The 25,563-nt window shown below is 60.1% G+C and carries 19 protein-coding genes, 2 tRNA genes and 1 pseudogene; 14 read left to right on the plus strand and 8 right to left on the minus strand.

Annotated features, from left to right (window positions below):
- Window positions 1-3: 3 nt before the first annotated feature.
- From ACNFIC_RS22575 to ACNFIC_RS22595, 5 genes are read left to right on the plus strand one after another with little or no spacing between them, the layout of a single operon-like run.
- Window positions 4-708: a sulfotransferase family protein gene (locus tag ACNFIC_RS22575; RefSeq protein ID WP_416782085.1), complete on the plus strand. Its 705-nt coding sequence runs from the start codon at window positions 4-6 to the stop codon at window positions 706-708.
- Window positions 690-2,363 (plus strand): hypothetical protein, encoded by a 1,674-nt coding sequence (locus ACNFIC_RS22580; protein ID WP_416782087.1) that lies wholly within the window; start codon window positions 690-692, stop codon window positions 2,361-2,363. The genes ACNFIC_RS22575 and ACNFIC_RS22580 overlap by 19 nt, the downstream gene beginning before the upstream one ends.
- A 10-nt stretch (window positions 2,364-2,373) precedes the next feature.
- The gene (locus ACNFIC_RS22585) at window positions 2,374-4,014 is read left to right on the plus strand and encodes a hypothetical protein (RefSeq protein ID WP_416782089.1); all 1,641 of its coding nucleotides are present in this window, start codon (window positions 2,374-2,376) and stop codon (window positions 4,012-4,014) included.
- Entirely contained in the window at window positions 4,011-5,279 is a 1,269-nt protein-coding gene (locus ACNFIC_RS22590) for a glycosyl transferase (RefSeq protein ID WP_416782091.1), read from the plus strand. Before ACNFIC_RS22585 ends, ACNFIC_RS22590 begins: the two co-directional genes overlap by 4 nt.
- Window positions 5,276-6,721: a hypothetical protein gene (locus tag ACNFIC_RS22595; protein WP_416782092.1), complete on the plus strand. Its 1,446-nt coding sequence runs from the start codon at window positions 5,276-5,278 to the stop codon at window positions 6,719-6,721. The genes ACNFIC_RS22590 and ACNFIC_RS22595 overlap by 4 nt, the downstream gene beginning before the upstream one ends.
- Window positions 6,722-6,798: 77 nt before the next feature.
- Here the strand turns inward: ACNFIC_RS22595 and ACNFIC_RS22600 are convergent, their stop codons facing one another.
- Both ACNFIC_RS22600 and ACNFIC_RS22605 read right to left on the minus strand, forming a co-directional pair.
- Entirely contained in the window at window positions 6,799-7,137 is a 339-nt protein-coding gene (locus ACNFIC_RS22600; RefSeq protein WP_416782094.1) for a 4-amino-4-deoxy-L-arabinose-phospho-UDP flippase, read from the minus strand.
- Window positions 7,134-8,129 carry a glycosyltransferase family 2 protein gene (locus tag ACNFIC_RS22605; protein WP_416782096.1) on the minus strand — a complete coding sequence of 332 codons (996 nt, stop codon included), beginning with the start codon at window positions 8,127-8,129 and terminating at the stop codon, window positions 7,134-7,136. The genes ACNFIC_RS22600 and ACNFIC_RS22605 overlap by 4 nt, the downstream gene beginning before the upstream one ends.
- Before the next feature lie 346 nt (window positions 8,130-8,475).
- On the opposite strand from ACNFIC_RS22605, the gene ACNFIC_RS22610 reads away from it, so the two are divergent.
- From ACNFIC_RS22610 to ACNFIC_RS22630, 5 genes are all read left to right on the plus strand, one after another.
- Window positions 8,476-9,909 carry an MBOAT family O-acyltransferase gene (locus ACNFIC_RS22610; RefSeq protein WP_416782098.1) on the plus strand — a complete coding sequence of 478 codons (1,434 nt, stop codon included), beginning with the start codon at window positions 8,476-8,478 and terminating at the stop codon, window positions 9,907-9,909.
- Between the two features lie 7 nt (window positions 9,910-9,916).
- Window positions 9,917-11,071 (plus strand): alginate O-acetyltransferase AlgX-related protein, encoded by a 1,155-nt coding sequence (locus tag ACNFIC_RS22615; protein ID WP_416782100.1) that lies wholly within the window; start codon window positions 9,917-9,919, stop codon window positions 11,069-11,071.
- 166 nt (window positions 11,072-11,237) lie between these two features.
- The gene (locus tag ACNFIC_RS22620; RefSeq protein WP_138219605.1) at window positions 11,238-11,969 is read left to right on the plus strand and encodes a GntR family transcriptional regulator; all 732 of its coding nucleotides are present in this window, start codon (window positions 11,238-11,240) and stop codon (window positions 11,967-11,969) included.
- A 132-nt stretch (window positions 11,970-12,101) separates the two neighbouring features.
- Entirely contained in the window at window positions 12,102-13,376 is a 1,275-nt protein-coding gene (locus tag ACNFIC_RS22625) for an MFS transporter (RefSeq protein ID WP_138219604.1), read from the plus strand.
- Window positions 13,377-13,509: 133 nt separating this feature from the next.
- On the plus strand, window positions 13,510-14,346 hold the full coding sequence (locus ACNFIC_RS22630; RefSeq protein WP_138219603.1) for an amidohydrolase family protein: 837 nt from the start codon (window positions 13,510-13,512) through the stop codon (window positions 14,344-14,346).
- A 59-nt stretch (window positions 14,347-14,405) separates the two neighbouring features.
- Here the strand turns inward: ACNFIC_RS22630 and ACNFIC_RS22635 are convergent, their stop codons facing one another.
- Both ACNFIC_RS22635 and ACNFIC_RS22640 read right to left on the minus strand, forming a co-directional pair.
- The gene (locus ACNFIC_RS22635) at window positions 14,406-15,269 is read right to left on the minus strand and encodes a methyl-accepting chemotaxis protein (protein ID WP_416782123.1); all 864 of its coding nucleotides are present in this window, start codon (window positions 15,267-15,269) and stop codon (window positions 14,406-14,408) included.
- Window positions 15,261-16,325 (minus strand): annotated as a pseudogene (locus tag ACNFIC_RS22640) (methyl-accepting chemotaxis protein); the annotation flags it as partial. The gene ACNFIC_RS22635 and the pseudogene ACNFIC_RS22640, both read right to left, overlap by 9 nt.
- A gap of 268 nt (window positions 16,326-16,593) precedes the next feature.
- Between ACNFIC_RS22640 and ACNFIC_RS22645 the strand changes: the two are divergent.
- Entirely contained in the window at window positions 16,594-18,468 is a 1,875-nt protein-coding gene (locus ACNFIC_RS22645) for an MFS transporter (RefSeq protein ID WP_416782101.1), read from the plus strand.
- Window positions 18,469-18,486: 18 nt separating this feature from the next.
- Here the strand turns inward: ACNFIC_RS22645 and sugE are convergent, their stop codons facing one another.
- Together sugE and rdgC are read right to left on the minus strand one after the other, a co-directional pair.
- Complete coding sequence (gene sugE, locus ACNFIC_RS22650; protein ID WP_138219600.1) at window positions 18,487-18,804, minus strand: quaternary ammonium compound efflux SMR transporter SugE; 318 nt, start codon at window positions 18,802-18,804, stop codon at window positions 18,487-18,489.
- A gap of 251 nt (window positions 18,805-19,055) precedes the next feature.
- A complete protein-coding gene (gene rdgC, locus ACNFIC_RS22655; protein WP_138219599.1) occupies window positions 19,056-19,976 on the minus strand; it encodes a recombination-associated protein RdgC in 921 nt (306 codons plus the stop codon).
- Window positions 19,977-20,182: 206 nt separating this feature from the next.
- On the opposite strand from rdgC, the gene ACNFIC_RS22660 reads away from it, so the two are divergent.
- From ACNFIC_RS22660 to ACNFIC_RS22670, 3 genes are all read left to right on the plus strand, one after another.
- A tRNA-Val gene (locus tag ACNFIC_RS22660) sits at window positions 20,183-20,258 on the plus strand.
- Between the two features lie 13 nt (window positions 20,259-20,271).
- Window positions 20,272-20,348, plus strand: a tRNA-Asp gene (locus ACNFIC_RS22665).
- Between the two features lie 156 nt (window positions 20,349-20,504).
- A complete protein-coding gene (locus ACNFIC_RS22670) occupies window positions 20,505-22,211 on the plus strand; it encodes an Hsp70 family protein (protein WP_416782102.1) in 1,707 nt (568 codons plus the stop codon).
- Here ACNFIC_RS22670 and ACNFIC_RS22675 read toward each other — a convergent pair.
- Together ACNFIC_RS22675 and ACNFIC_RS22680 are read right to left on the minus strand one after the other, a co-directional pair.
- A complete protein-coding gene (locus ACNFIC_RS22675; RefSeq protein WP_416782103.1) occupies window positions 22,205-24,838 on the minus strand; it encodes a molecular chaperone DnaJ in 2,634 nt (877 codons plus the stop codon). The two genes, ACNFIC_RS22670 and ACNFIC_RS22675, sit on opposite strands and share 7 nt — an antisense overlap.
- Window positions 24,835-25,527, minus strand: a complete 693-nt coding sequence (locus ACNFIC_RS22680) for a DUF1266 domain-containing protein (protein ID WP_416782104.1) — start codon at window positions 25,525-25,527, stop codon at window positions 24,835-24,837. The genes ACNFIC_RS22675 and ACNFIC_RS22680 overlap by 4 nt, the downstream gene beginning before the upstream one ends.
- Window positions 25,528-25,563 lie beyond the last annotated feature (36 nt).

Genomic DNA, 25,563 nt, shown 5'->3' on the forward strand with positions numbered 1-25,563 from the left:
GGGATGTTGAAGTTTGTCGGTATCGGCGCACAGAAAAGTGGTACGAGCTGGTTGCACGAAGTGCTAAGCCAACATCCATCGGTCGGTTTTCCTGGTGGCAAAGAAGTACATTTCTGGGATGCGCATCACAGAAATGGTGTGGCCTGGTACAAAGCATTGTTCAGCGCTGATCGGTGTAATGGTGATATCACTCCTGCTTATGCGATCCTTGCTCCGGAAACAATTCGGGAAATCCATCAGCATTTTCCGGAGTTACGCTTGGTTTATCTGATGCGTAACCCGATTCAACGTGCATGGTCATCGGCGCGGATGGCGCTTCGTCGAGCTGAAATGGAGTTTTCCGAAGCCTCGGACCAATGGTTCATCGATCATTTTCGCTCACAGGGCTCGCTGAAACGTGGCGATTACACCACCTGTCTGAAAAATTGGATGGCGGTTTATCCTGCACAACAGTTTCTGCTGGCGCGATACGAAGAGGTCGTCAATGAGCCTGTGGCGCTGGCTAACCAGGTTCTGAGGCATATTGGTTTGGATGATCTCTTTGATGAGAGCCACCGAGAGGCGTTGTCCAGACCCGTATTTGAGGGTGGAGGCCATGCGTTGAGCGCTGCTCTGGCTGAAGTGCTCCTTGAGCTTTACGCTGATAAGATTGATGCTCTGAGTCAGTTTCTCGGAGAAGACTTCTCGCAATGGAAGAAGATTCGTTGATAGCCGGTCAAGGTGGCATGGGCGGTCGTTCGGTGCTCGTATTGGGTATGCATCGCAGCGGTACCAGCGCGGTGGCTGCCGGGCTCGAACAGCTTGGCGTAGTGATGGGCAGTGCATTGCTGCAGGCGGATGAGTGGAATCCGAAAGGCTACTTCGAGGAGAGGCGAATCGTTGAGTTCAACAATCGCCTCCTTAGCCTTGGCGGATTGCGCTGGGATGCTGTGACGCTGCCTGGACCTGAAGCGACGCATGTGTGGCAGAGCGAGAACGCCGCTGCCGTTGACTTGCTCGACGATATTTTCGGTGATGCCGCGCTATGGGGCTTCAAAGACCCTCGCATGTGCTTGCTGGGCGCTTTCTGGAAGCCGCTACTGGCATCGCGAGAGATTTTTCCGCGATTGCTCCTGGTGCTGCGTAACCCGGCTGAGGTCGCTCACTCGCTTGCGCGCCGAGATGGTATCTCCGTTGAGCGATCTGCCTGGCTTTGGTTCACTCATTTGCTCGGCAGCCTGCAATATGTCGATGAGCGATCTGATTCATATATGATCGATTTTGCTGAGTTGTTGCGCTCTCCAGCACCGACGATGATTGGTGTGGCTGAGTGGGTGGGGTTGACACCTGATCATGAGACGATCAATCACTTCGCATCGGATTTTATCGCTCCCCAGTTGAGCCACGGGGATGCTGGCTACGCTGATCGGATACCATCACTGGTGATGCGAGCTTTCGATTACTGGCAGGCTGTGGCAGCCTGTCGGGGCTCTATCTCGGCAGCTTTGGTTGACCCCCAGTGGTTATCGATTCAAGGAGAATTTGAGGAGCTGGTGTTGCCGCGTCTGTCGCTAATTCGACAATTCTTTGATGGTGATAGTCAGCTTTCTGTTCTTGAAGGTCGCATAGGGAGTTTGAGCCAAGCGCTGGCGGTATCGGAGCGTCTGGCATTTGATCGTCTCGATCAAGTGCTAAAACTCGATAGCCAACTCAAAAAAACCAGTGGGGCGTTGGCGTTCGCAGAGCAGTTGGCCTTGCATCGCCAGCAAATGCTTGAACATGCTGAGCAGCCAACTACATGGAGCCATGATAAGGCAATCCTCGAAGAGACCGTTAAGCAGCTTTCGTTCGGTCTTGAGCGGTGCGAAGCGCTTGCGTTCGAACGTTTGGCAGTTATAGAACGATTGGATGCGCAACTGCATGCTACTGGCGCGGCGTTGGCGCATGCTGAGCAATGTGTTGTGAATATGCAATCCACTCAGGTCGCGGTGCAAGAGAGGCGTATAGCAGATCTCGAAACACTGGCTCATCAGCGGCTGGAGCAGATGCAGGCGCTTGATGAGCAGGTAGGTCGTACGACAGAAGGTTTGGTGCATGCCCGCCAGATTGTGGAGGAGCAGGCTTGCCAGTTGTCCTCCCAGCGTAACCAGATCCAGGATTTGGAGCGGCTTGCCTTGCAGCGACAGGCAGAGATTGAGTTGTTGGGGCGCCAGCATCTTGAGCGTGAGCGCGCTTTGTCAGCCGGGCTGGCTCAAGCGGAGCAGTTTGCTTTCAGCCGGCTTGAGCAAATCAATCGTTTAAACGAAGAGTTGAAACAGGTAGCCGATTCGCTAGCTCAGGCACAACGTCTGGTTGCTACGCATTCGGTATCGCAGGAAACTTAAAGGCACGTAAGTGATTACCGATATAGAGCAAGGACTGCAGCCGCAGGTGTTGCCTGACACGTTGATCTGCCAGGTGGACCATATTGCCTGGCATTCGCATGGGGTTTTCGGCTTTGGTTGGGCATTGGACCCACAGGGGCTTCTTTGTCGGGCCTCGCTCGAGGTCTGCCATGCCAACGGAACCCGCCAGACAGTTCAGGTATCGACTGGACGTGCTCGTGAGGATGTGGCAATCGCATTTTCGGATCATCCTCAAGCCGCTCATTCAGGCTTCATGCTGATGGCTGGTTGGCCCGACGATGCGCCGCAAAGCGTTGAGTTGGTATTTAAGCTTGGTGATGGACGCGAGGTGCGCAGGGATCTGGTGAGGGTTTCGGATGAGTCCTCGCCGCGGGCAGGTGTTTCAGAGCATCGTTATCTCTTCAGGCGCGCTTGTGCTTACTTGCGCCAGGGGAAGTTTAGGCTTCTGCTGCGAAAAACGATTGGCTATGGTCGTCGCAATCCGCGCTTCGGAAGTGCCGACGAGGCTGCCGTGGCTGCCCGACTCAAGGGGCGCGATTGCCTGATACTGATTGATCACTCCATGGGGGGCGGTGCCAACCACTACCGGGAGACGCAGGTCGCCCAATGGTTGGCCGATGGGCAAACCGTCGTGCTGGTCAGTTTTCGTATGGCATCCATGATCGCTTTCATTGAGGTGCGTGATCGCCAGGGTACAATCCTGTCGAAACTAGAGTCTCTGGAAAGTCTGGGGCCAATTGTCGAAAGTGCCTCGATCAAGCAAATTTTCTTCAATTGTGCAGTGTCTTTCCCACGCCCTAGACAGTTGCAGCAAGTGTTGCTGGATATAAAGTCCAGGTCACGTGCCGACTTGATTGTGGTGATGCATGATTACTTCCTTGTGTGCCCTTCACCCTTCCTGCTGGACGACGCCGGCAAGTTCTGCGGTATCCCTTCCTCCGATCGCTGCAATGAGTGCTTGGCAGCCCATCAAGATGGCTTCGTATCTCTGACTGGTGAACGCTCAATGGGCAGTTGGCGAGCACTGTGGGGCGAGCTTCTTGACGTGGCCGATGAAGTCCGTTGTTTTTCCCAGTCCACTTGGCGGTTGCTGGCGCGAGCTTATCCGCGCATTGCCGAGCGCGCTACGCTCATTCCCCATGAGGTCGAACCGCTGAGACCTGTGCGCGATACCCGGGTGGAACGGGCGTGTCTGACGGTGGGTGTGATTGGCTCAATTTCCTATCACAAGGGCGCGAGCGTGGTGGTTGATTTGGCCAATGCAATTATCGATGCAGGGGTTGAGATGAAGATTGTGGTGATCGGCAGTGTGGATGCTGCCTGTCCGCCTGGTGTAGTCAGTCAGACAGGCCCTTACGCGCAGGATGATCTACCGAAGATCGTTGAAAAGCACAAAATAAACATCGCCCTTTTACCATCTATCTGTCCTGAGACTTTCTCCTACGTCGCCCATGAAATTGTGTCCATGGGGCTGCCGTTTATGTGTCTGGACTTGGGTGCGCAAGCCGATCTTGCACGTAGCCAGTCTGCAGGGCGTGTCGCGCTGCGGCAAGATGGGCCTGGATTAATGCAGGAACTCATTGCCTTCGATCGCCACTTACATCCGCTTAGTCTTAAGGTTCTCTCTTGAAAAAAATTCACGTCTACACGAGCGCTGCTTGCAATTACATCCCAAAGGTTCGTGCACTTATCGAGTCGATTCGCAAGTTTCATCCTGATTGGGTCGTTCACTTGGCTTTGTCGGATGAAATTCCCGCCGGCCTCGATCTGTCGGGCGAACCCTTCGATGAAATTCACCCTCTGAGCAGTCTTGGTATTGCCGATTCTGTGGGGTGGGCGTTCTGTCATACGATTGTCGAGCTTTCGACGGCTATCAAGCCATTCCTACTGGCGCAATTGCTGGAACGGGATGATTGTGCCGGTGTGATCTATCTGGACCCGGATACCGTACTCTTTTCGCCCTTGAATGATGTTGTTGAGGCGATCGGTCATTCCAACATCGCTCTAACGCCACACCAGGTTGTCCCGGAGCCAACGCTCACTGCCATCATGGATAACGAGATTTCCAGTCTCAAGCATGGAATCTATAATCTTGGTTTTGTCGCTGTTGCGCCGACCGATGTAGGCAAGCAGTTTGCGCGGTGGTGGTCTGATCGCCTGTACTACTTCTGTCGCGCTGAGATCCACAATGGCCTGTTTACAGACCAACGTTGGATCGATTTGGTTCCCGCGTTCTTTGATGGTGTCTGCATCCTGCGTACTTCGCGTCTGAATGTGGCTCCCTGGAACATGACCACACGACAGATTACTGGGCAGTTGCCGGATGCTGTCATGGTCGACGGCCAGCCATTGGGCTTTTACCATTTCACAGGTTTTGACAGTGGCGATCACCGCGTCATGGCACGCAAGAATGCAGCCGGGCAGGAAACCGTACAAGCGCTGATCCAGTGGTATACCGAAACCATTGCATTACTTGGCAAAGATCCGCTGAGCCAGGTCGTGTGGGCGTTCTCGCGATTCGAAGACGGCAGCCCGATCAGTAAGCCGGCTCGTCTTGTTTATCGCGAACGCTTGGACCTACAGCAGGCGTTCCCTGATCCGTTCTCGACCGTCAATGGTGGCTATAAGGGTTGGTGGGAGTCCCAGGGAAGAGTGGAGTATCCTGAACTGTTCGAGGAGCAAACGCAGGGTGAGGCGATGCTTCGCTTGACCCGTGCACTGACACCTGGTTATCGGGCCGGTAACAGCGGGGCTACGGTGAATGCCGGCCGGGTGCGTGAGCACCTTGGAAATGTAATGGACAACCCCCTGCATGCGGCTCATCTTGCCCGCCGGACCTGGGAAGTGCTTCGCACCGAAGGCGTTTCTGGAATCGTCAAACGGGTTTCGAAATGACTGCCAGCCATCCGTTGAAAGGTGAGGCTGTGACCTTGGCCGGAATTGAGCGGCGTCAGAGCCTAGCCTATGTCTCATCACGCAGGGTTGCCGTGATGGTTGCAATTGTCGCAGGTATGATGGCGTGCCTCACGATTGCCCTGCATGCTCCTGGCCAAGTTTCGATGGACACCAGCGTACAGCTATTCGAGGCACTTACCGGACAGTCGATCAGCTTCAATCCACCCTTTATGTCGGCATTGCTGCATTGGCTGGGGGGCGGCTCAGTCGCCACCTCGCTGTTGGTGATGATCAACACGGTGCTGTTATACGGCAGTTTTGCTCTGGTGGCAGTCTCGATTGCGCTCATGAGGGAAGTACGTGGCTTGGGTCCACTGCCAACATGGCGCGCAGCGCTGGCGTTGCTGGTGATTCTTAACCCCATGGTGTTTCTGTATGCGGGTATTGTCTGGAAGGATGTGTTGTTTGCCTCGCTGCTGACCAGTGGCTGTGCCTTCACTATTGCAGCAAGCGCAGGCGGTGCTTTTCGCCGATATGCTTGTGCACTGGTTGCCTTGGTGCTCCTGGCAGGTGCGTTGATCACGCGCCAGCAGGGAGTTTTCATGGTTCCTCTGGTAATACTGGCTGTGATAGCAGCGCTGTGGCGTGGTCAGTTGCGGCAGGGCATTGTGCTGGCGCTCGTTGTGTTTGGAGCGTTCATGACTGTTGAGAGCCTGTTGTCGCGTGCGGTTGACAAGGCAATTAAGCCGCCAGCGTATGTGGCATCTTCCGTTGGTTTACGTAGCCTAATGACTTTCGATCTGGCGGGTATGGTCAGCCAGTCGTCCCGCAGCGCTGAAGAATATGTACTGCCGATTACGCCCGAACAGTTGAACGCGGTCAGATCTGCTTATACTCCAGAGCGCGTGGATACTCTTAGTCATACGCCATTCATCGACGAATGGCTCTCCGGGCTCTCCAATGACGAGGTTAGGCAAGCTTGGTGGGCTATGCTCAAGCAGAATCCCAGCGCCTATCTCAAGCACCGGCTTGCTGCATATTCCAAGTTGATGGGATTGGACGGTATCGAAGGAACCTTGCCGATTCACATCGGCGTCGAGGGCAATGCCGACTATTTGGCGCAGGTGGGGATGGAGCAGGGGCGTAATCAACGCACTCAGTTGATCTATGACATTGCTCGAGGCTTCTTTGCCACTGTGCTTTATCGCCATGTCTTTTGGTTCAGCTTACTGGCGGTGGTTGTCGTCGTGGGTGCCGTCGCGTGCCTGCAACGGCGTCTGCTGGTGATCGGTGGATTGATCGCTCTGGCGGCGTCGCTGCTATACGCTTCTTATCTGCCGACTGCGATTGCAGCCGATTTCAGGTATCTATTCGGCGGGATTCCGCTGGTCATGTTGCTGGCGCTGGTCGTATTGCTGGGCGGTGCTCGAAAGCGCATCTGAGTCAAGCGCTCTAAAACCCAAAAGGCCTGTCAGATCTGATCTGGTAGGCCTTTTGGGTTTCCTGAGGGGGAGCGCCCTCAGGCCTTCACGGTAATGAGGATACCCGTGATGATGACAGCCACGCCGATGAAATATTGGACTTGGAATTTCTCGCCAAATATCAGATGGCTGCCAATCGGAACGAGGACAAAAGCCATTGCCATCAGCGGGTACACCTTGCCCAGTTCGATTTTTTGTAACACCCAGACCCAGGCAATGGTCGTGATGCCGTACAGGGCGAACGCAGCGAATAGCGTCGAAAGCGTGCTCAGGTGGAAAAAACTGCCGGTACGTTGCAGGGTGGCGGCGCTGAGCTTGAACAGGATCTGACCAGCGGCAATGCCGATGACGCAGATGAGCGCAATGAAGTAAGTCATTTTAGTTTCGGCTCTTTGGCGGCTTTGCTTTTGCGTTGCAGATGAAATGCCCGCTTGGGGACGGCTTGAACATCGTGGCCGACGAAAGCCAGGATGAACTGGGTGCCTAGAATCACTGGCAATGCGGACAGCATGACCGTACCGGCAGGCGTGGGTACTCCCGAGTTGATCGAGCTGATCCAGTGAGAGAGCCCGAACAGCCCGCCGAGTCCCACCAGCAGTAGGCCCAATGGGAGCTGAAGGGACGCCAGTGACATATCGCGCAAGTAGTAGCTGTAGAAAATACGCTTGCCCATGTTGCGCATGTGTTTAACGAGGAACTCGCCAACGATCTTCGAAATTTTCAGGTTGCTGACTTCGTCGGCATACCTTGCGTCCATCGGGATGTCGATGACCACGGCCCGCAAGGTGTTGAGGCGGAACAACATGTCGGTCTCGAAGAAGTAGCGCCGGCTGATCTTGTTGAAGGGCAGATGCCTGGCAGCGTCACGATGAATGGCGGTATAGCCGTTGGTGGGGTCGAACAAATCCCAGTAACCGGATGACAGTTTGGTCAAGAACGAAAGGGCGGCGTTGCCGAACAAACGAACCTTCGGCATCTGGCGGATTTCTTCCAGGTCGAAGAAGCGGTTGCCTTTGGTGTAGTCGGCTTCTCCACAGAGGATCGGGGCGACGAAGTCCGGTAGCAGGCTCGGGTCCATCTGCCCGTCGCCGTCGATCTTGACCAAGATGTCCATCTCGTCAGCAATCGCCGCCTGGTAGCCGGCCATCACCGCACCGCCCACACCTTGGTTTTGAGCGTTGCGCACGACAACGACGCGCGGGTCGCTGCAGTGGGCCTCAATGAAGTCTCCGGAGCGGTCCGGACAGGCATCATCCACCGCGTAGATCTTGATGACCTCACTGCCGATTTCGTCAATGACACCCAAAATATGCGAGGTGACTTTGTAGCAGGGAATAATGACAGCAATTTTTGCTTCTGAGAGGGTCATGGGGGTACGCCGTTGCGTTGCTCCGGAAACCGCTGTGCTCGATGACCGGGTGGGTAAGCAGAGTTATGAATTCGTTCCGTCGAAGTGGTGCCTTGCCGTGCCGGGGGGATTCTAGAGTGTTGCAATTGCTGGTGGCAATGGCGGAGCACTGCGTGCCTGCTCAGGATTCCTTTTGGGTCCCTGTCGGGCTTGAACCGCTGCGTGTGATCGCAAGGGGAGGTAAGCGGTTTTCAGGGCCGCCATTTCTGTTCTTGCAAAAGGCAAATGCGTTAACATCCGTGGCCGCAAGCCCTGGTGGGCGGCGAGCACGGGCATTGACGTGCCAGTGACGACAAATGGAGAGGTTATGGTTTTCAGCTCGGTTGCCTTCATATTTTATTTCTTGCCGATTTTTTTGCTGTTCTACTACTTGACCGGCATCAGGAACTCGGTGTTGCTGACTGGCAGTACGATTTTCTACGTTTGGGGTGAAGGCCACTATATCTTTCTGTTGATTGCACTGCTGGCATTCAACAGTGTCGCAGGTCGGCTGATCGGTGGTGCGAGTGGTCGAGTGCGGGTCGCATTGCTCACCGCTGCTGTCACGGGCAACGTACTGGTACTTGCCGTTTTCAAGTACAGCCAGTTCCTGATGGATATCGCGGCCAGCGTCGGGCAATTCCAGGCGCCCGATGTTGCTTTGCATCTACCCTTGGGTATCTCGTTCTTCATCTTCCAGTTAGTGTCCTACCTGGTGGAAGTACATCGCGGCACTATTGAGCCCGAGCGAAATTTTGTGCGCCTCTCCACCTATGTGATGATGTTCCCGCATCTGGTCGCGGGCCCGATTGTGCGCTACGTCGATATTCAGCAAGAACTGCATCACCGTGCGATGAATCATCATCACGTCGCGGTGGGGATTCAGTACTTCATCGTTGGCTTGTGCCAGAAAGTCATGATTGCCAACAGCGTTGCACCTGCCGCAGATCACCTGTTCGGGTTGCCCTCGTCGGAGATCACCACGTTCGAGGCCTGGGTCGGAACGTTGGCCTATACGCTGCAGATTTATTTCGACTTCTGTGGTTACTCGAACATGGCAATCGGTCTGGCATTCATGCTGGGCTTCAGGTTCCCCAGAAACTTCGACTATCCCTATGCCTCGCGATCAATTACCGAGTTCTGGCGTCGCTGGCACATGTCGCTGTCGTTCTGGTTCCGCGATTATGTGTACATTCCTCTGGGAGGAAGCCGCTACGGCGAGTTGAAGACCATTCGAAATTTGCTGATCGTCTTCCTGGTCACTGGATTGTGGCATGGCGCCGCGTGGACTTTCGTCTTCTGGGGGCTGTTCCACGGCTTCTTCGTGGTTCTGGAGCGGGTGGCACTCAAAGGTGTACTTGAAGCATCGCCACAAATTATTGCGCGTCTCTACACACTGACTGTCATCATGGTCGGCTGGGTGTTTTTCCGTGCGCACGATTTCCAGCAGGCCAGCATGGTAGTAAAGGCACTCGCCGGATTTGGCGCCGAACCTGCCAGTTGGCAGCCGTTGATGGTGTGGGTGACACCCGAAACATTGGTCGCGCTTGTTTTGGGTTGCCTATTGTCTTTCCCAGTGCTACCTGCAGTGCTGGAAAAGCTACGCATGCCAAAGATACATGGAGCCTCTTTGCCTGCCGCACGCCATGAAACCGTTTATGTGCATGCCTTGCCAACGCTGGTCCTGATCACTGGTCTGCTCCTGTGTGTGACTTTGTTGGCCAGTACCACGCTCAATCCCTTCCTCTACTTCCGATTCTGAGGCCACGATGAACAATTTTGTCGTATCTTCGCTGGGCCGGCCTCAAGAAAGGGGCGACTGGTCACTCATTTTCAGCATGATCGCGATTGTTATTGCGGTGCTGGTGTTTCCGCTGTTGCCGCTCACGCCGCCCGAGCTTCAAGAGAACCGGGTGCTGAGCGAGCGTCCGACATTGCCGACGTCGATCAAGGAGTGGGCTAGCCTTCCGTCCACGCTGGACAGTTATGTGGCGGACCACTTCCCTCTCCGTCCTTACCTGATCTCGGCGCTCAACATGGCCCGCTACGAATTGGGATACAGTGGCAGCAAGCGAGTCATTGTGGGTAAGGATGGCTGGTTGTTCTACGATACGGATGACCATCTGGGGATTACTGCCGGTAAAGTGCGTATGGACGCTGCCAACCTTGCCATCTGGTTGCAAGGTTTCGAGCAGAGGGTCAGATATCTCAAGGGCCGGGGTATTCCTTTCTATATGATCATGGGGCCGGTGAAGGAGGACATTCTGGCGCAGTACCGCCCCGGTTGGATGCCTGAGGGACGTGTCACCACCGAAATCGACGATTTCCTGCGGGTCACCCGTGCAGCGGGTTACACACAACTAGTCGATCCGCGTCCCGAAATGCTAGCCAGCGGGGACATCGAGCAGTTGTACTCGCGTTATGACACCCATTGGACCGGGCTAGGGGGATACATCGGTTACAAGACCCTTATGGCGCGAGTGGCCGAAGATTTCCCAGATATGGCACCGCTGCCGATCACGGCCTTCAAGGCAGTCAATATCCCGCCAGAGCAACAACCGAGAAACATGGCTCTGATGTTGGGTTTGAATCGACTGCCCTCTATCGTGACCTATGCAACTGTCCCTGAGCATGAGGCGGACAAAACTACGTTTTTGAGTGAGCGCCATGACTGGACAGCGCCAGCTATCCTGCATACCGAGTCCAAGTCGGGAAAGACTCTGTTGTTGATTCGCGATTCCTTCTCCCACGAAATGCTGCCGTTCCTCAAGGCGCATTTCAGCAACATCATCGTGGTGCATGCACAGGACGGTTTCTTCCGCGCCGACCTGGTTGAGCGCTACAAGCCCGATGCAGTGATACTTGAGATCATTTCAACGGGTGCCCGGTTCGTGATGAACCCGCTCCCCGACTTGCAACCCTGAGCCGCGCACCCAGAAATAGGCAGCTATGCGGCCATCAAAATTTCTGGGTGCCGGCTGCGGCTTTCCAATCTGACGACAGCCGGAGGATTGACAGTCATCCTGCTAGGGGGAATACTCTCGAAAAAATTCATATATATGTCTACATGACATTCACCGAGAGCCGCCCATGAACGCCTTGTCAGCCGATGCGCGCCTGCCCCGTTACCAACAGTTGCGCGACCACCTGGTCGAGCAGATCGCCAACAACCGTTGGCGTCCGGGCGAGGCGATTCCCACCGAGGCGGCGCTTGCCACCGAGTTCGACCTGTCGGTCGGGACCGTGCGCAAGGCGGTCGATGCGTTGGTAGCCGAGGGCGTGTTGGAACGTCAGCAGGGTCGCGGCACCTTCATTCGCCGGCCGCAATTCCAGTCTTCGCTGTTTCGCTTCTTCCGTTTCGAGTCGGCCAATGGCGAGCGCGCCGTGCCGGAGAGCCGCATCCTTTCCATCGACCCGATGCGCGCGCCCTCGGCGGTGGCGCATGCCCTGGGGCTGCCAGCCGAGGCTGAGGTCATCCACATCATCCGCCTGCGTCTGCTCGGCGCCCAGCCGGTGCTGGCCGAAGACATCTGGTTGCCACGCCAGACCTTCCAGCCACTGCTGGAGGTCGAGCTAGACCGCAAGGGCCCGCTGCTCTATCCGATCTACGAAGAACTGTGCGGCCAGGTCGTGGCTGCTGCCGAGGAGACCCTCACCGCCGAAGCGGTCGACCCGGCGCACGGGCGCCTGCTGCAACTGCCCGAAGGCAGCCCGGTGGTGGTGATCGAGCGTCTGGCCCGTGACTACGCAGGCAAGCCGCTGGAGTGGCGGCGTTCGCGCGGTCATGCCCAGCACTTCCGCTACCGCATCGACATTCGATAAGAAAACGCTTTACCCCCTTTGATGTTCGGCGCCGTGCCTGCACGGCGCCGTGGTTCTGCCTGCCCGGCCGACGCGTGCCAAGAGCTTCGGTGCGCCCGGTCGCTACACAACACGACTAGAAGGATAACAACCATGTTCAGCTGGTATCGCCAAATCACCTCGCGGGAGCGCAAGACGTTCTGGGCCTGTTTCGGCGGCTGGTCGCTGGATGCACTTGAAGTGCAGATGTTCGGCTTGGCCATCCCGGCGTTGATCGCCGCGTTCTCGCTCAGCAAAGGCGATGCCGGTTTGATCAGCGCGGTGACCCTGGTCACCTCGGCGATCGGTGGCTGGCTCGGCGGTACGCTGTCCGACCGTTACGGCCGGGTGCGCACCCTGCAGTGGATGATTCTCTGGTTCTCCACGTTCACCTTCCTCTCGGCGTTCGTCACCGGGTTCTACCCGCTTTTGTTCGTCAAGGCCATGCAAGGCTTCGGCATCGGCGGTGAATGGGCCGCCGGCGCCGTGTTGATGGCCGAGACCATCAACCCGAAATACCGCGGCAAGGTCATGGGCACGGTGCAGAGCGCTTGGGCAGTGGGTTGGGGCCTGGCGGTGGCGCTGTTCACCCTGATCTACTCGCTGGTGCCGCAGGAATTCGCCTGGCGGGTGATGTTCTTCGTCGGCCTGCTGCCGTCGCTGCTGATCATCTGGGTGCGCCGCAATGTGCCAGAGCCGGACAGCTTCCAGCGCCTGCAAAAAGAAAAGGCCATTGCGGGCAGCTTCTTCAAGTCCATGGCTGGCATCTTCCGCCCCGAACTGCTGCGTGTGACCCTGCTCGGCGGTCTGCTCGGTCTGGGCGCCCACGGCGGCTACCATGCGGTGATGACCTGGCTGCCGACCTTCCTCAAGACCGAGCGCAACCTGTCGGTGCTCAACTCCGGCGGCTACCTGGCGGTGATCATCTTTGCCTTCTGGTGCGGCTGTGTGGTCAGCGGCCTGTTGATCGACCGCATCGGCCGACGCAAGAACATCCTGCTGTTCGCTGTGTGCTGCGTACTCACCGTGCAGGCCTACGTGTTTTTCCCGCTGAGCAACACCCAGATGCTGTTCCTGGGCTTCCCGCTGGGCTTCTTCGCCGCAGGCATCCCTGCCAGCCTCGGGGCGTTCTTCAACGAGCTGTACCCGGCCGACGTGCGCGGCGCTGGTGTGGGTTTCTGCTACAACTTTGGCCGCGTGCTGTCGGCAGTGTTCCCGTTCCTGGTCGGCCACATGAGCGAGTCCATGTCGCTGGGCGCGGCCATCGGCATCGATGCCGGCATCGCCTATGGCGTGGCGGTGATCGCCGCGCTGTGCCTGCCGGAAACCCGTGGCCGTAACCTTGAAGCCAAGCCGGAGCCTGTGGTGGCTGGAGCGCTGGCCAAGTAAACCCTGAGACCGCTTTGCGGTCCCTTAGCGGCACGAGGCCGCTCCTACAGATGAATGCGTCTGTAGAAGCGGCATTGCGCAGCAGCCCCAATCCTGAAAACGTCGACCTCAACCCCGTTTCCCGAAGAGCCCCATGCCTGACGTCCCTGTTTCACCGATCACGGCCATCGACAGCCACGCACACGTCTTTAGCCGAGGTTTGCAACTGGCGGCCGAGCGCCGTTATGCACCGGCCTACGATGCGCCACTGGGCGACTACCTTGCCCAACTCCACGGCCATGGCTTTAGTCATGGCGTGCTGGTTCAGCCCAGTTTTCTGGGCACCGACAACCGCTACCTGCTCAGTGCGCTGCGCACCGCGCCTGAACAGCTACGTGGCGTGGTGATGCTCGAACGGGACGTCGAGCGAGAAGCCCTTGATGAGATGGCGCGCCTGGGAGTACGCGGGGTGCGCCTGAACTTGATGGGCCAGGTGCAGTTGCCCGACCTCACGGCGGCCGAATGGCGGCCACTGCTTGAGCGCATCGGCGAGCAAGGCTGGCACCTGGAGCTGCATCGCCAGGTGGCCGACCTGCCAGCGCTGGTGCGGGCGTTGCGCCCGTACGGGCTGGACATCGTCATCGACCACTTTGGCCGTGCCGACGCCCGTCGAGGCCTTGGGCAGCCGGGCTTCGCCGAATTGCTGACCTTGGGCGGGGAGGGCAAGGTGTGGCTGAAGGTCTCGGGTATCTATCGCCTGGAAGGTACGCCACGGGAGAACCTGCGTTTTGCCCAGCAGGCGCTGGGCGCGCTCGAGGCGCACTACGGCGCCGAGCGGCTGATGTGGGGAAGCGACTGGCCGCACACCCAGCACGAGTCTACGGTGAACTTCAGTTCGGTGGTGGAGCAGTTCGAGGCGCTAGGGTGTTCGGCACAGCTGCGTCAGGCGCTGCTGGTAGACACGGCGCGCGCATTGTTCAGATTCGATTGAGCTGAAGGTATTACGGGGCACGTCAGCATGCTGGCGTGCCCCGTAATGGTGTGTGTCGATCAGAAGCGGAACCGGCTGATCATCGTCTGCAACTGCCCTCCCAGGCGCGCCAGCTCCACGCTGGACACCGAGGTCTGCTGACTGGCTTCGGCGGTTTGTTCGGAAATATCCCTCACCGTCACCACGCTGCGGCTGATCTGCTCGGCCACGGCGCTCTGCTGCTCGGAGGCGGCGGCAATTTGCTGGTTCATCGATTCGATTGCCGAAACCCGCTGGGTGATGCCCTCCAGTGCCATGCCGGCTTCGCGCACCAGCGCCACGCTGCTGGCGGTCAGGCTCTGGCTTTGCTCCATCAGGTCGCTGACCGAACGGGTGCCTTGCTCCAAGCTGCTGATCGCCGATTCGATCTCCTCGGTGGAGGCCTGGGTGCGTTGTGCCAGCCCACGCACTTCATCGGCGACCACGGCGAAGCCACGTCCGGCTTCGCCGGCACGTGCGGCTTCGATGGCAGCATTGAGCGCCAGCAGGTTGGTCTGCTCGGCCACCGCCTTGATCACGTCCATTACCTTGCCAATGCGCTGGCTCTCGCTACGCAGGGCGTCCATCGCCTGGTTGGTAGCGTCCACCTGGCTAGATAGGCGATCGATCTGCGCCACGGCGCGGTTGACCACGCTGTCGCCCTCGCGGGCTTCCTGGTCGGTGGCACTGGCGGCGACCGAGGCCTCGCCGGCATTGCGCGCTACTTCGTGGACGGTAGCCGCCATTTCCTGCATGGCAGTGGCCACCTGGTCGGTCTCGATCTTCTGGTTATTGGCCCCGGCGCTGGTCTGCGTGGTGATCGCCGACAGCGCTTCGGTGGCACTGGTGATCTGGCCGATACCGTCGCGCACGCCGCTGATCAGTTGGCGAAGGTTGGCGGTCATGCTGCGCAGGCTGTTCTGCAACTGGCCCAGTTCATCGCGACGCGGGCTGTCAGGTTGCTCGGTGAGGTTACCGGCGGCCACGCGCTCCATGGCTTGCAGCACGCGTTGCAACGGTTGGCTGATCTGCCGGGCGATTAGCACGGCGGCGAGGATGCCCAGCAGCAGGGCCAGGGCGGTGGTGGCCAGTTGCAGGGTCTTGGCGAAGTGGCTGTCCTCACGCACGAACCTGGCCTGGCTGTCGAGCAACTGGCCGATCAAGACGTTCAAGCCTTCGACGTCAGCGCCCATGGCCGCTCGGTAGTCCACCAGTTTGCTGACTTCACCACGAAACGCTTCGACGGCGCTGGCATAAGTACTAACTTGGTTTTGCAACTGCTGGAACTGCCCGGCATAGCTGCCGTCGAAGCGCGCCACGAGGGTCGGCAGGTCGTTCACCGTGGTGGCGATCTGCGTATTCATCAGCTTTTCGGTTTCGGCGTTGGTATTACCGGTGTAGCCGCGTACGTGGTAGCGCAACAGGATCAGGTTCTCGCGTACCTGATTGATCGCCTCGATGCGCACGGCACGCTGCTCGGCGTCGGGTAGGGCGCGTACCTGTTTGCGAATCTGCTCGATGTCGGCGAAGGCGGTGGTGGCCAGGCTGCCCATTTCCTTTTGCGCCGCGCGCATTTTCCGATAGGCCTCGACGCTCAACGCCTGGTTGCCAGCGTAGGTCTGCAGGTGCTGCTCGGCTTTGCCCAGGATCGCCAGGTTTTCTGGGGTGCGAATGAGCGCGCGCAGTTTGGCCAGCGGCGTCTGGAACGCGTCGAGGGCTTTTTGCAGCGACTCAGCCTCTGGTTCGCCGCCGTTGCTCATAGCGTGGCGCAACCGCGCCTCACGCAAGTCGCCCAGGGCATCGTTGAGTCCGGCGACGGCATTCACCACCTCGCTGCGTCGGACCAGGTTCGAAAGCCCGTCCCAACTGACCAGCGACTGCGCCAGGGCGAGCGCGAGCACCAGCCCGAAGCCGAGGGCGAGTTTGTGCGCGATTTTCAAATCGCCGAACCACCTGAACATATGCTGCTGAGCTCCTTTTCCGAGGTATTGGAGGAGACCGAAGGTCTGTTCCTTTTTTAGATGTAGTCATCTATATGAATTGTCGGCAAGGATACGCGAAACCTGAAACCAAACGTGTGAAAAGATGATGTCACATTGATATTGTCTGCGTTTGAAGGGTGCCATGCGTTGGCTTCATGACTTGCCTGACCACTGCTTCGCGTGCAGATTTGTGGCTTTACGCGCTGTGCGTGCCTCCAATGACAAAGCCCAATCAGGTACACGGACGATGAGTCACCCCTCGCAATTCACCCTGCTCGGCAAGCGGCGCTTTTTGCCGTTCTTCATCACCCAATCGTTGGGTGCTTTCAATGACAACCTGTTCAAGCAGTCGTTGATCCTGGCGATCCTGTACAAACTCAGCCTCGAGGGCGACCGCTCGATCTGGGTCAACCTGTGCGCCTTGCTGTTCATCCTGCCGTTCTTCCTGTTCTCGGCGCTGGCCGGTCAGTTCGGTGAGAAATTCGCCAAGGACCGGCTGATTCGCGCGATCAAGCTGGCCGAGATCGTCATCATGGCCACTGGCGCCGTTGGCTTCGTCACCGGCCATCTGGTGTTGATGCTGATCGCGTTGTTCGCCATGGGCACCCACTCGGCACTGTTCGGCCCGGTGAAGTATTCGATCCTGCCGCAGGCCTTGCGCGAAGAAGAACTGGTAGGTGGCAACGGCCTGGTGGAAATGGGCACCTTCTTGGCGATTCTGGCGGGCACGATTGGCGCCGGAGTGATGATGTCCTCCTCCAGCTACGCCACGGTGGTGGCGGGCGGGGTGGTCGGCACAGCAGTGCTGGGCTACCTGGCCAGCCGTTGGATCCCGCGGGCTACGGCTGCTGCACCGCAGATGCGTCTGGACTGGAACATCTTCAGGCAGTCGTGGGCCACGCTACGCCTGGGGCTCAGGCAGACCCCGGCGGTGTCGCGTTCGATCGTCGGTAACTCATGGTTCTGGTTCGTCGGCGCCATCTACCTCACCCAGATCCCAGCCTATGCCAAGGACTGGCTGCACGGCGACGAGACCGTGGTGACCCTGGTGCTGACACTGTTCTCGGTCGGCATTGCCGTCGGCTCACTGCTGTGCGAGCGCCTGAGCGGACGCAAGGTGGAGATCGGCCTGGTGCCGTTCGGCTCGTTCGGTCTGACTCTGTTCGGGCTGTTGTGGTGGTGGCACTCGGGCGATGTGCCCGACACCGGCACCGCGCACGGCTGGTTGACGCTGCTGGGCATGCGCGAAGCTTGGTGGATCATGCTGTCGATCATCGGCCTCGGGGTGTTCGGCGGCTTCTACATTGTGCCGCTGTATGCGCTGATCCAGGCGCGCACCGCCGAAGGTGAGCGTGCCCGGGTAATCGCGGCCAACAACATCTTCAATGCGCTGTTCATGGTGGTGTCGGCGATCATCACCATCGTGCTGCTGAGCGTCGTCAAACTGAGCATCCCGCAGCTGTTCCTGGTGGTGTCGCTGCTCAATGTGGCGGTCAACGCCTATATTTTCCGCATCGTGCCGGAATTCACCATGCGTTTTCTCATCTGGCTGCTCAGCCACTCGATGTACCGGGTGCAGCACCGTGAGCTTGAGCGCATCCCCGACACGGGCGCCGCGCTGCTGGTGTGTAACCACGTGTCGTTCGTCGATGCGTTGCTGATCGCCGGCTCCATTCGCCGGCCGATCCGTTTCGTCATGTACTACAAGATCTACAACCTGCCGGTGCTCAACTTCGTGTTCCGCACGGCCGGGGCCGTCCCCATCGCCGGTCTGCGCGAAGACCCGGCCACCTACGAGCAAGCCTTTGCCCGTATCGCCCAGTACCTGGCCGATGGCGAGCTGGTGTGCATTTTCCCCGAGGGCAAGCTCAGCGCCGATGGTGAGATCGATGTGTTCAAGAGCGGGGTCAACCGCATCCTCAAGGAGACTCCGGTGCCGGTGATTCCGCTGGCGTTGCAGGGGCTGTGGGGCAGTTTCTTCAGTCGCGATCCGAACAAGGGATTGTTCAAGCGTCTATGGTCGCGGGTGACCCTCGTCGCGGGCCCGGCTGTCCCGGCCGAGGCCGCCAAGCCGGATGCGCTGCGTGAACAGGTGAGCCTGCTGCGTGGCGATCTGCGCTGAGACTCGCCAAGGAGAAGGTCAGCTGGCGCTGACCTTCAGCCCGATCAGCCCGGCGACGATCAATGCCACGCTGAGTAGCCGGACAAGGGCCATGGACTCGCCGAACAGAATGATCCCCGCGATGACCGTGCCCACGGCGCCCACGCCGGTCCAGATGGCATAGGCGGTGCCCAGTGGCAGCTCTTTGACGGCCAGGCCCAGCAAGCCGAGGCTGATGGCCATGGCGGCGATGGTCAGGGCGGTGGGCAGTGGGCGGCTGAAGCCGTCGGTGTATTTCAGGCCGACCGCCCAGCCGACCTCGAACAGGCCGGCGAAGAACAGGATGATCCAGGACATGGTACGTCTCCATCGTTTTCAAGGATGGGGCCGTCCCCGGAATGGTCACGCGGTGCGTCGTGAGGTCGTCCCCACTGTCGGTGCATGGTGCCGATTTAGCGGTTGGCGGGCAAGTCAGAGCCAGGGCTTCAAGCCCCAAGCCCCAAGCTGAAGCGCGACGGTGTTGCATTCAGCATCGCGCTGGCTTTTGATGTTGCTTGCAGCTTGCAGCTTGCAGCTTGCAGCTTGCAGCTTGCAGCTTGCAGCTATGCTCAGACGCCTTGCGGAATGTCCTCGCCACCCAGCGCCTCGAACAGCGCCGGGAGGAATTCGCGGAAGGTCATCATCATCAGCTGGAAGCTGGCATCGAATTGCTGCGCGGCCTCGTCGCCGCCATCCTGCTCGGCCTGCTCCTGTAGCAGTTCCTCGAACTTCAGGCGCTTGATCACCGTCTTGTCGTCCAGCACGAACGACAGCTTGTCCTGCCAGGCCAGGGCCAATTGCGTGACCACCTTGCCGGTGCTCAGGTGCAGCTGGATTTCCTCGGCAGTCAGGTCCTGACGCTTGCAACGCACGATGCCGCCGTCTTCGGCAGTGTCACGCAGCTCGCATTCGTCGAGTACGAAGAAGTCCGGGGCAGGGCTTTGCGACTTGACCCAATCGGTCATGGTCGCGACCGGTGCGATCTTCACGCTGACCGGGCGCACCGGCAGCGAACCCATCACTTCACGCAGGGTGGAGAGCAGGTCTTCGGCACGCTTGGCGCTGGCCGAGTTGACCAGCACCAGTCCCTGACGCGGGGCGATGGCGGCGAAGATCATCGAACGGCGGATGAACGCACGCGGCAGGAAGGCCTGGATGATCTCGTCCTTGATCTGGTCGCGTTCCTTCTTGTAGACCTTGCGCATCTGCTCGGTCTCGATTTCCTCGACCTTCTCCTTGACCGCATCGTTGACCACGCTGCTGGGCAGGATGCGCTCCTCTTTACGCGCAGCGATCAGCAGGAATTCACCGCTGACGTGCACCAGCGGGGCGTCTTCGCCCTTGCCGAACGGGGCGACGAAACCGTAGGTGGTCAGTTCCTGGCTGGCGCAGGGGCGGGCCGGCTTGCTGGCCAGGGCGGCTTCCAGTGCTTCAGGCTCGAATGGAACATCCTGGGTCAGGCGATAGGTCAGCAGGTTCTTGAACCACATGAGGGGGAATCTCTCCTTAATACATAAGGCGGGCATTATTCTCCGAGCGGTGCTTCCAGGCCAACCCTGTCAGAGGGCCAGTAGCCTGCCTATAAGGAAGAAAAACTGCGGCGAGCTAGGTCCTTGAAAAATATTCAAAAAAATTTGGAAAAAGTGCTTGCCAGGGTAGAGGGTCCTCCGTAGAATGCGCGCCACACCGAGACGAAGGGTGATTAGCTCAGCCGGGAGAGCATCTGCCTTACAAGCAGAGGGTCGGCGGTTCGATCCCGTCATCACCCACCACTCGATGTATAGCGCGGCGGTAGTTCAGTCGGTTAGAATACCGGCCTGTCACGCCGGGGGTCGCGGGTTCGAGTCCCGTCCGCCGCGCCATATTCAACTTCCAGGGCCCACTGAACACCCGGAAGTTACAAGAAAAGCGACCTTAGGGTCGCTTTTTTTGTTTCCAGCATTGCGTCAGAATGCCCTGCCCGCCGCATTCGGCCAGCAGGTCATGCGCCGGGTCTTTTCGCAAGCAAGAGACCGACCATGCAGGATGCCAGCCTCTCTCCCCCCGCAACGCCCGCCATGCCACTGTTGGGTATCGACCTGGGCACCACCAACAGCCTCATCGCCGTCTGGCAGGACGGTGCCGCGCGCCTGATCCCGAATGCCATGGGCGAGGTGCTGACCCCGTCGGTGGTCAGCGTCGACAGCGACGGCAGCGTGCTGGTCGGCCAAGCCGCTCGCGCCCGCCTGACCACCCACCCGCAGCATACGGCGGCGGCGTTCAAACGCTTCATGGGCAGCGATAAGCATTTCACTCTGGGCGAGCAGCGCTTCACCCCCGAGGAGCTGTCGGCCCTGGTGCTCGGAGCCCTGAAGCAGGATGCCGAAGCGTACCTGGGCTGCCCGGTGAACGAGGCAGTGATCTCGGTGCCGGCCTATTTTAGCGACGAGCAGCGCAAGCGCACGCTGTTCGCCGCCGAACTCGCCGGCCTCAAGGTGCAGCGCCTGATCAACGAACCCACTGCTGCGGCCATGGCCTACGGCCTGCACGAGCAGAAGTTCGAGCGCACCTTGGTGTTCGACCTGGGCGGTGGCACTTTCGACGTCACGGTCCTGGAATACGCCCTGCCGTTGATCGAGGTGCATGCTTCCACGGGCGATAACTACCTGGGCGGCGAGGATTTCACCGACGCCCTGTTGCAGGCCTGTTTGCGCGACTGGCAGCTCAAGCCCGAAGACCTCGCCCCCCAGGCCCTGGCCAGCCTGTACGATGCCATCGAGCAGCTCAAGCGCGACGCGGGCGAGGGCGGTGGCACGCTGAGTTGGAGCGGCGCTGGCCAGGTGCGTGAATGGCAGGTCGACGAAATCACCTTGCAGACGATCTTCGCGCCTTTGCTGGCGCGGGTGCGCGCGCCTATCGAGCAGGCCCTGCGCGATGCCCGGCTGAGCCCGCGCGAGCTGGATAGCCTGGTGCTGGTGGGCGGTGCCACGCGCATGCCACAGGTGCAGCAACTGGTGGCCAAGCTGTTCGGTCGCCTGCCGTACCGGCACCTGGACCCGGATACCCTGGTCGCCCTCGGCGCGGCCAGCCAGGCGGCTTGCAAGGCCCGTGACGCGGCCATCGACGAACTGATCCTGACCGACGTGTGCCCCTACACCCTAGGTATTGCATCGTCCCGTGGCGAGGACGTCAGCGGAGCATTCACACCGATCATCGAGCGCAATACCATCATTCCCACCTCCAAGGTGCAGCGCTTCTACAGTGCCCATCCCGAGCAGAAGGTGGTCCGTATCGCGGTGTACCAGGGCGAACGGCCTTGGGTGCGTGACAATATTCTGGTCGACAGCTTCGAGGTCCCGTTGCAGCCGACCGGTGAGATCCAGTCGCTGGATGTGCGCTTCAGCTACGACATCAATGGCTTGCTCGAAGTGGACGTGACCTTCATCGAAAGTGGCCGCAAGCATAGCCACAGCATCGACCGCAGCCCCACCGGGCTGGATGCCGAGGCGCGCCAGGCCAGCCAGGCGCGTCTGGCGACCTTGAAGATCCACCCGCGCGACAGCCTGCCCAACCGCACCCTGCTGGCCCGCCTGGAGCGCGCCTGGATGCAGAGCCTGGGCGATGAGCGTGCACTGATCGCCAGCTGGATGGATGCCTTCAACCAGATACTTGCCGCGCAGCAGCCCAGCGCTATCGAGCGTGAGCGCAAGGCCTTGAGCCAGGCGCTCGACGAGTTGCGCTACTGATTATCGAACCGGCGCAAGGTGGCCTGCAGGCCACCTTCGAGCGCTTCCCCTTGGCCTGGCACCGGGCCATAACGGTTGGGCAGCTTGTCACCGGGCATGCCCAGCAGGAACAACGGCACCGCTGGCAAGACGCGGCTGAGCACCAACAGCAGCGCAAGTGTTGGCACACCCTGGCCGAAATCGCGTAGCCGGCGTAGCGCACCGCTGATCACCAGTATGGCCATCACCACGTTGAGTGCCGGTAACTGGGTGGACAGGCTCACGCAGCCAACCGCAGCCAGCAGGTGCAGGGCGAAGCCGGTGCGGTTCAGGCGGCTGTTGAGTGTCCAGAACGCCCAGGCCGGCGCTGGAGCCTGCTGCAGTTCGTTGAGCAGCATGCGTTCGGTCCAGCCCAAAACCGCCATGATCGCGCAGCGCAGGCCGGGGTCCTGGTTCGGGTCGTCCTTGACCTTCTGCAGGGCGCGCAGGGCTCGGGTCTTGGGTGGCCTGGCGTGGTTGAGCAGATGGTCCAGGGCATCGAGCAAGTCATTGACCGGGCGGCTTTCCAGGCCCAGTTCGTTCAGCACCTTGGCCGGCAGGTGGCGGGTTTTTCCCTCCATCAGCCCTTGGCGCCAGGGCTCGAACCAAGCTCCAGGCAGGCTCACTGCTGCCAGACGCTCGCCCAGTTCGGCGCGCTGTTGCTCGCCCAGGGCGCGGCAGTGGTACAGCGTCAGGCAGAACAGAAGATAGCCCAGTGGGTGATGTTCGAGCAGGCTGCCGTCATCGTTGTCCAGGCAATCAAACAGTTGCGCGGCGTCAGGCAGGCGTTCGCTCTCCAGGGCGCGCGGCAGAGTCGACAGGCGCGCGGCGAGGAACGTCTGCATCGGATCCTGGCGGTCCAGGCTACCCAGCAGGCCGCCGTTCGGATGGCGCAGTAGCAGCGCGTGGGTCGCAGCGAACGGGTGATCGTCGGGGTAGCGCAATTGTTCGGTCAGGGCCGGATCGATCATCGCTTGCCAGCGTGTTGGCTGGTCGAGCGCGGCCAGCATGAACAACTGCTGGCGGTGCCACTCCCACAGCGCTTCGCCGGAAGCCATCGGCGGCAGCACCAGGCCTGCCTCAGCCATATGCCCTTGCAAGGTCAGGGTGAACGGCGTGGTGAACATACGCTGCATGTCGAAATGCTGGTTGAGCGCGTAGATGGCCTGGGCCGAGTATTGGCGCATGCGCCGCAGCCACTCGCGGCACAGTGGGCGGATAGGGTCTGCGAGCAGGCCGGCTGGCAGCGGGGTGTCGGGCTCGAGGTTGGCGCAGTAGTGCGTCAGCGCCCGGGCCACCGGTGAGTGTTCCAGCCAATGCAGTTGTTGCGCCGCCTGACGCTGGAAGCCGGTGAGGATCAGCGCGTCGAGCGGGCCCGCGCCGGGCTGCTGCGCCAGGATCAGGTGCAGCAGCCCGGTGTCGCCGCGTTGCAGTGCCCAGGCGTACCAGTACAGCCGGTGCAGGTCGTGGTCTGCCTGCTCCTGGAGCAGCCAGGCGAGTAACGGCAGCTCATCGTCGCCATCTAGGCGCCATTCGATGAACACGCGGGCGATGCCCTCCAGCGGGTGACGTCCGGCTTCGGCCCAACGTGCCAAGGTTTGCGCTGACTGGCCCGGGCTGCCCCAGGCCTGGGCCGGATCGGCCAGATCGTCTGGCCAACTGGCGGGGGACGTCAGGCAGTCCAGCGACTGGATCAACAGCGGCAGGCGCTGGGGCTGCTGGCGTGTGCAGAGGTCGATCAGCCAGCGCTCGGCGTGCGGGTGCTGGTGTTCCTGGTGCAGGCGCAGCCAGAGCGCCAGTGCATCCTGCTCAGCGCCCAGCAGTGTGGCCTGGCGGGCCAGCAGGTAGAGCAAGTCCTGGGTGTCCTCGCCTTGCGCCTGGCGTTCCAGCAACTGTGCATGGAAGGTCGGGCTTGCAACGCCGGCGTGGCAGCACTGCACCAGCACGCGTTGGATCAGCGCCGGGTCATCGGGAATCGCAAGGCAGGTGTGCACGTTGGCGAACGCTTGGTACTCGAACAGCGGGCGCTGGTGGAAGCTGTATTCCAGGCTGCGGAAGAACCAAAGGGTTTCCATTTGTGCGATAGCTGGCCAGTCGCGCATCAGCCCGGTGTCGAACGGGTCAGGTTGTTGCAGGCGTTCGAGCAGGGCTTCGGCCGCTTGCGGATTGTCCATGCGCAGCAACTGGTCGGCCCAGGCCAGGCGCTCGGCCAGCAAGCGTGCGCATTGATGCGACAGCGGCCCGCAGTCGTGCAGGCAATGCAGCAACTGGCCGCTGAGCTGATCCAGCTCGTCCAGGGGCAACTCGTCGAGTTCGAGGATATAGCGCTGCCAGGCCTGCGGGTCGAAGCGCAGGGCTGGTGCTTCGAGCAATTGGTAGAAGCGCAGCAGGGCAGGGTGCGGGGTGTCTGCTGCCGGCTGCTCTTGGCTGGCGCTGGCCAGGTCATGCTCGCGGGCCAGACGCAGGGCTTGTTCGTAGGCCTCGCGCAGGGCCTGGAAACCTTCCGGGTCGGTCTCGGGGTGATGCGCTGGCAGGCGGCCACGGTAGGCCAGGCGAATAGCGTCCAGGTCCTGGGTCGGCTCGATCCCCAGGCGAATCCAGCAACTCATGACCAGCATTCCTCTTCCAGCGTGGCAGGGCGGGGTGGTTCAGGTAGATACAGGTCCCACGCCAGATCCATGAGCAGCTCGCGGGCGCCATGATGCAGGTTGAGCATGATGCAGCGGTTCCAGTGATCGCTGCCCTGTCGTTCGAGGTCGGCGGCCAGCCCCGGCGTGTCTTCGCTACCCAGGTTCCACAGAGCCTTGCCGAACAGGTAACCGGCCAGGTAGCGGTCCCAACTGTTGTAGTAGTGGCGGGCGCGCAGGGCCAGGCGGTAATGCAGGTAGAGGCTTTCTTCGCGGGTGATCAAGCCCTTCTTGAACCCGGTACGCAGCAGGTAGCTCATGCGTCCCAGGTCCCAGGCGCGGGTGCCGCCCGGGCCGCAGTCGGGGAAAGTGCGCGCAGCGTATTCATGCAGGACGCGTTGGTGCGGCGTCAGGCTCTCGAGCAGGGCTTGCCACTGGCTGGGGAGAAGACGCTGGTACTGCCAGTAAGCTGCGCTCAGCTCGGTGGCATGGCCGGTGTCGGCCATGCCCAGGGTGTCCAGCAGTTGGGCGCGGGTGGTGATGCCCCACCAGCGCTCGAGGTCGGCATGGTCTTCGCCTTCGTAGAAGTCAGGCGCGGTATAGCTGGCGCCGTTCAGCGCGGCCATCGGCGCGGACAGTGCATGTAGCCAGTTTTGCGCGGTGTCGTCCATGAACAGTGTTCCCTCGGGCCCGGTGATCTGGCGGGG

Origin of the sequence: Pseudomonas sp. NY15463 (genome assembly GCF_048068415.1) — a bacterium.
In the GTDB taxonomy this organism is placed as follows: Bacteria; Pseudomonadota; Gammaproteobacteria; order Pseudomonadales; family Pseudomonadaceae; genus Aquipseudomonas; species Aquipseudomonas mosselii_C.

Bases quoted from the DNA above. Each gene is read 5' to 3' on its own strand.
- ACNFIC_RS22575 (WP_416782085.1), top strand. From the start codon at position 4: ATGTTGAAGTTTGTCGGTATCGGCGCACAGAAAAGTGGTACGAGCTGG.
- ACNFIC_RS22580 (WP_416782087.1), top strand. From the start codon at position 690: ATGGAAGAAGATTCGTTGATAGCCGGTCAAGGTGGCATGGGCGGTCGT.
- ACNFIC_RS22595 (WP_416782092.1), top strand. From the start codon at position 5,276: ATGACTGCCAGCCATCCGTTGAAAGGTGAGGCTGTGACCTTGGCCGGA.
- ACNFIC_RS22600 (WP_416782094.1), bottom strand. From the start codon at position 7,137: ATGACTTACTTCATTGCGCTCATCTGCGTCATCGGCATTGCCGCTGGT.
- ACNFIC_RS22605 (WP_416782096.1), bottom strand. From the start codon at position 8,129: ATGACCCTCTCAGAAGCAAAAATTGCTGTCATTATTCCCTGCTACAAA.
- ACNFIC_RS22610 (WP_416782098.1), top strand. From the start codon at position 8,476: ATGGTTTTCAGCTCGGTTGCCTTCATATTTTATTTCTTGCCGATTTTT.
- ACNFIC_RS22615 (WP_416782100.1), top strand. From the start codon at position 9,917: ATGAACAATTTTGTCGTATCTTCGCTGGGCCGGCCTCAAGAAAGGGGC.
- ACNFIC_RS22620 (WP_138219605.1), top strand. From the start codon at position 11,238: ATGAACGCCTTGTCAGCCGATGCGCGCCTGCCCCGTTACCAACAGTTG.
- ACNFIC_RS22625 (WP_138219604.1), top strand. From the start codon at position 12,102: ATGTTCAGCTGGTATCGCCAAATCACCTCGCGGGAGCGCAAGACGTTC.
- ACNFIC_RS22630 (WP_138219603.1), top strand. From the start codon at position 13,510: ATGCCTGACGTCCCTGTTTCACCGATCACGGCCATCGACAGCCACGCA.
- ACNFIC_RS22635 (WP_416782123.1), bottom strand. From the start codon at position 15,269: ATGACCGCCAACCTTCGCCAACTGATCAGCGGCGTGCGCGACGGTATC.
- ACNFIC_RS22645 (WP_416782101.1), top strand. From the start codon at position 16,594: ATGAGTCACCCCTCGCAATTCACCCTGCTCGGCAAGCGGCGCTTTTTG.
- sugE (WP_138219600.1), bottom strand. From the start codon at position 18,804: ATGTCCTGGATCATCCTGTTCTTCGCCGGCCTGTTCGAGGTCGGCTGG.
- rdgC (WP_138219599.1), bottom strand. From the start codon at position 19,976: ATGTGGTTCAAGAACCTGCTGACCTATCGCCTGACCCAGGATGTTCCA.
- ACNFIC_RS22670 (WP_416782102.1), top strand. From the start codon at position 20,505: ATGCAGGATGCCAGCCTCTCTCCCCCCGCAACGCCCGCCATGCCACTG.
- ACNFIC_RS22675 (WP_416782103.1), bottom strand. From the start codon at position 24,838: ATGAGTTGCTGGATTCGCCTGGGGATCGAGCCGACCCAGGACCTGGAC.
- ACNFIC_RS22680 (WP_416782104.1), bottom strand. From the start codon at position 25,527: ATGGACGACACCGCGCAAAACTGGCTACATGCACTGTCCGCGCCGATG.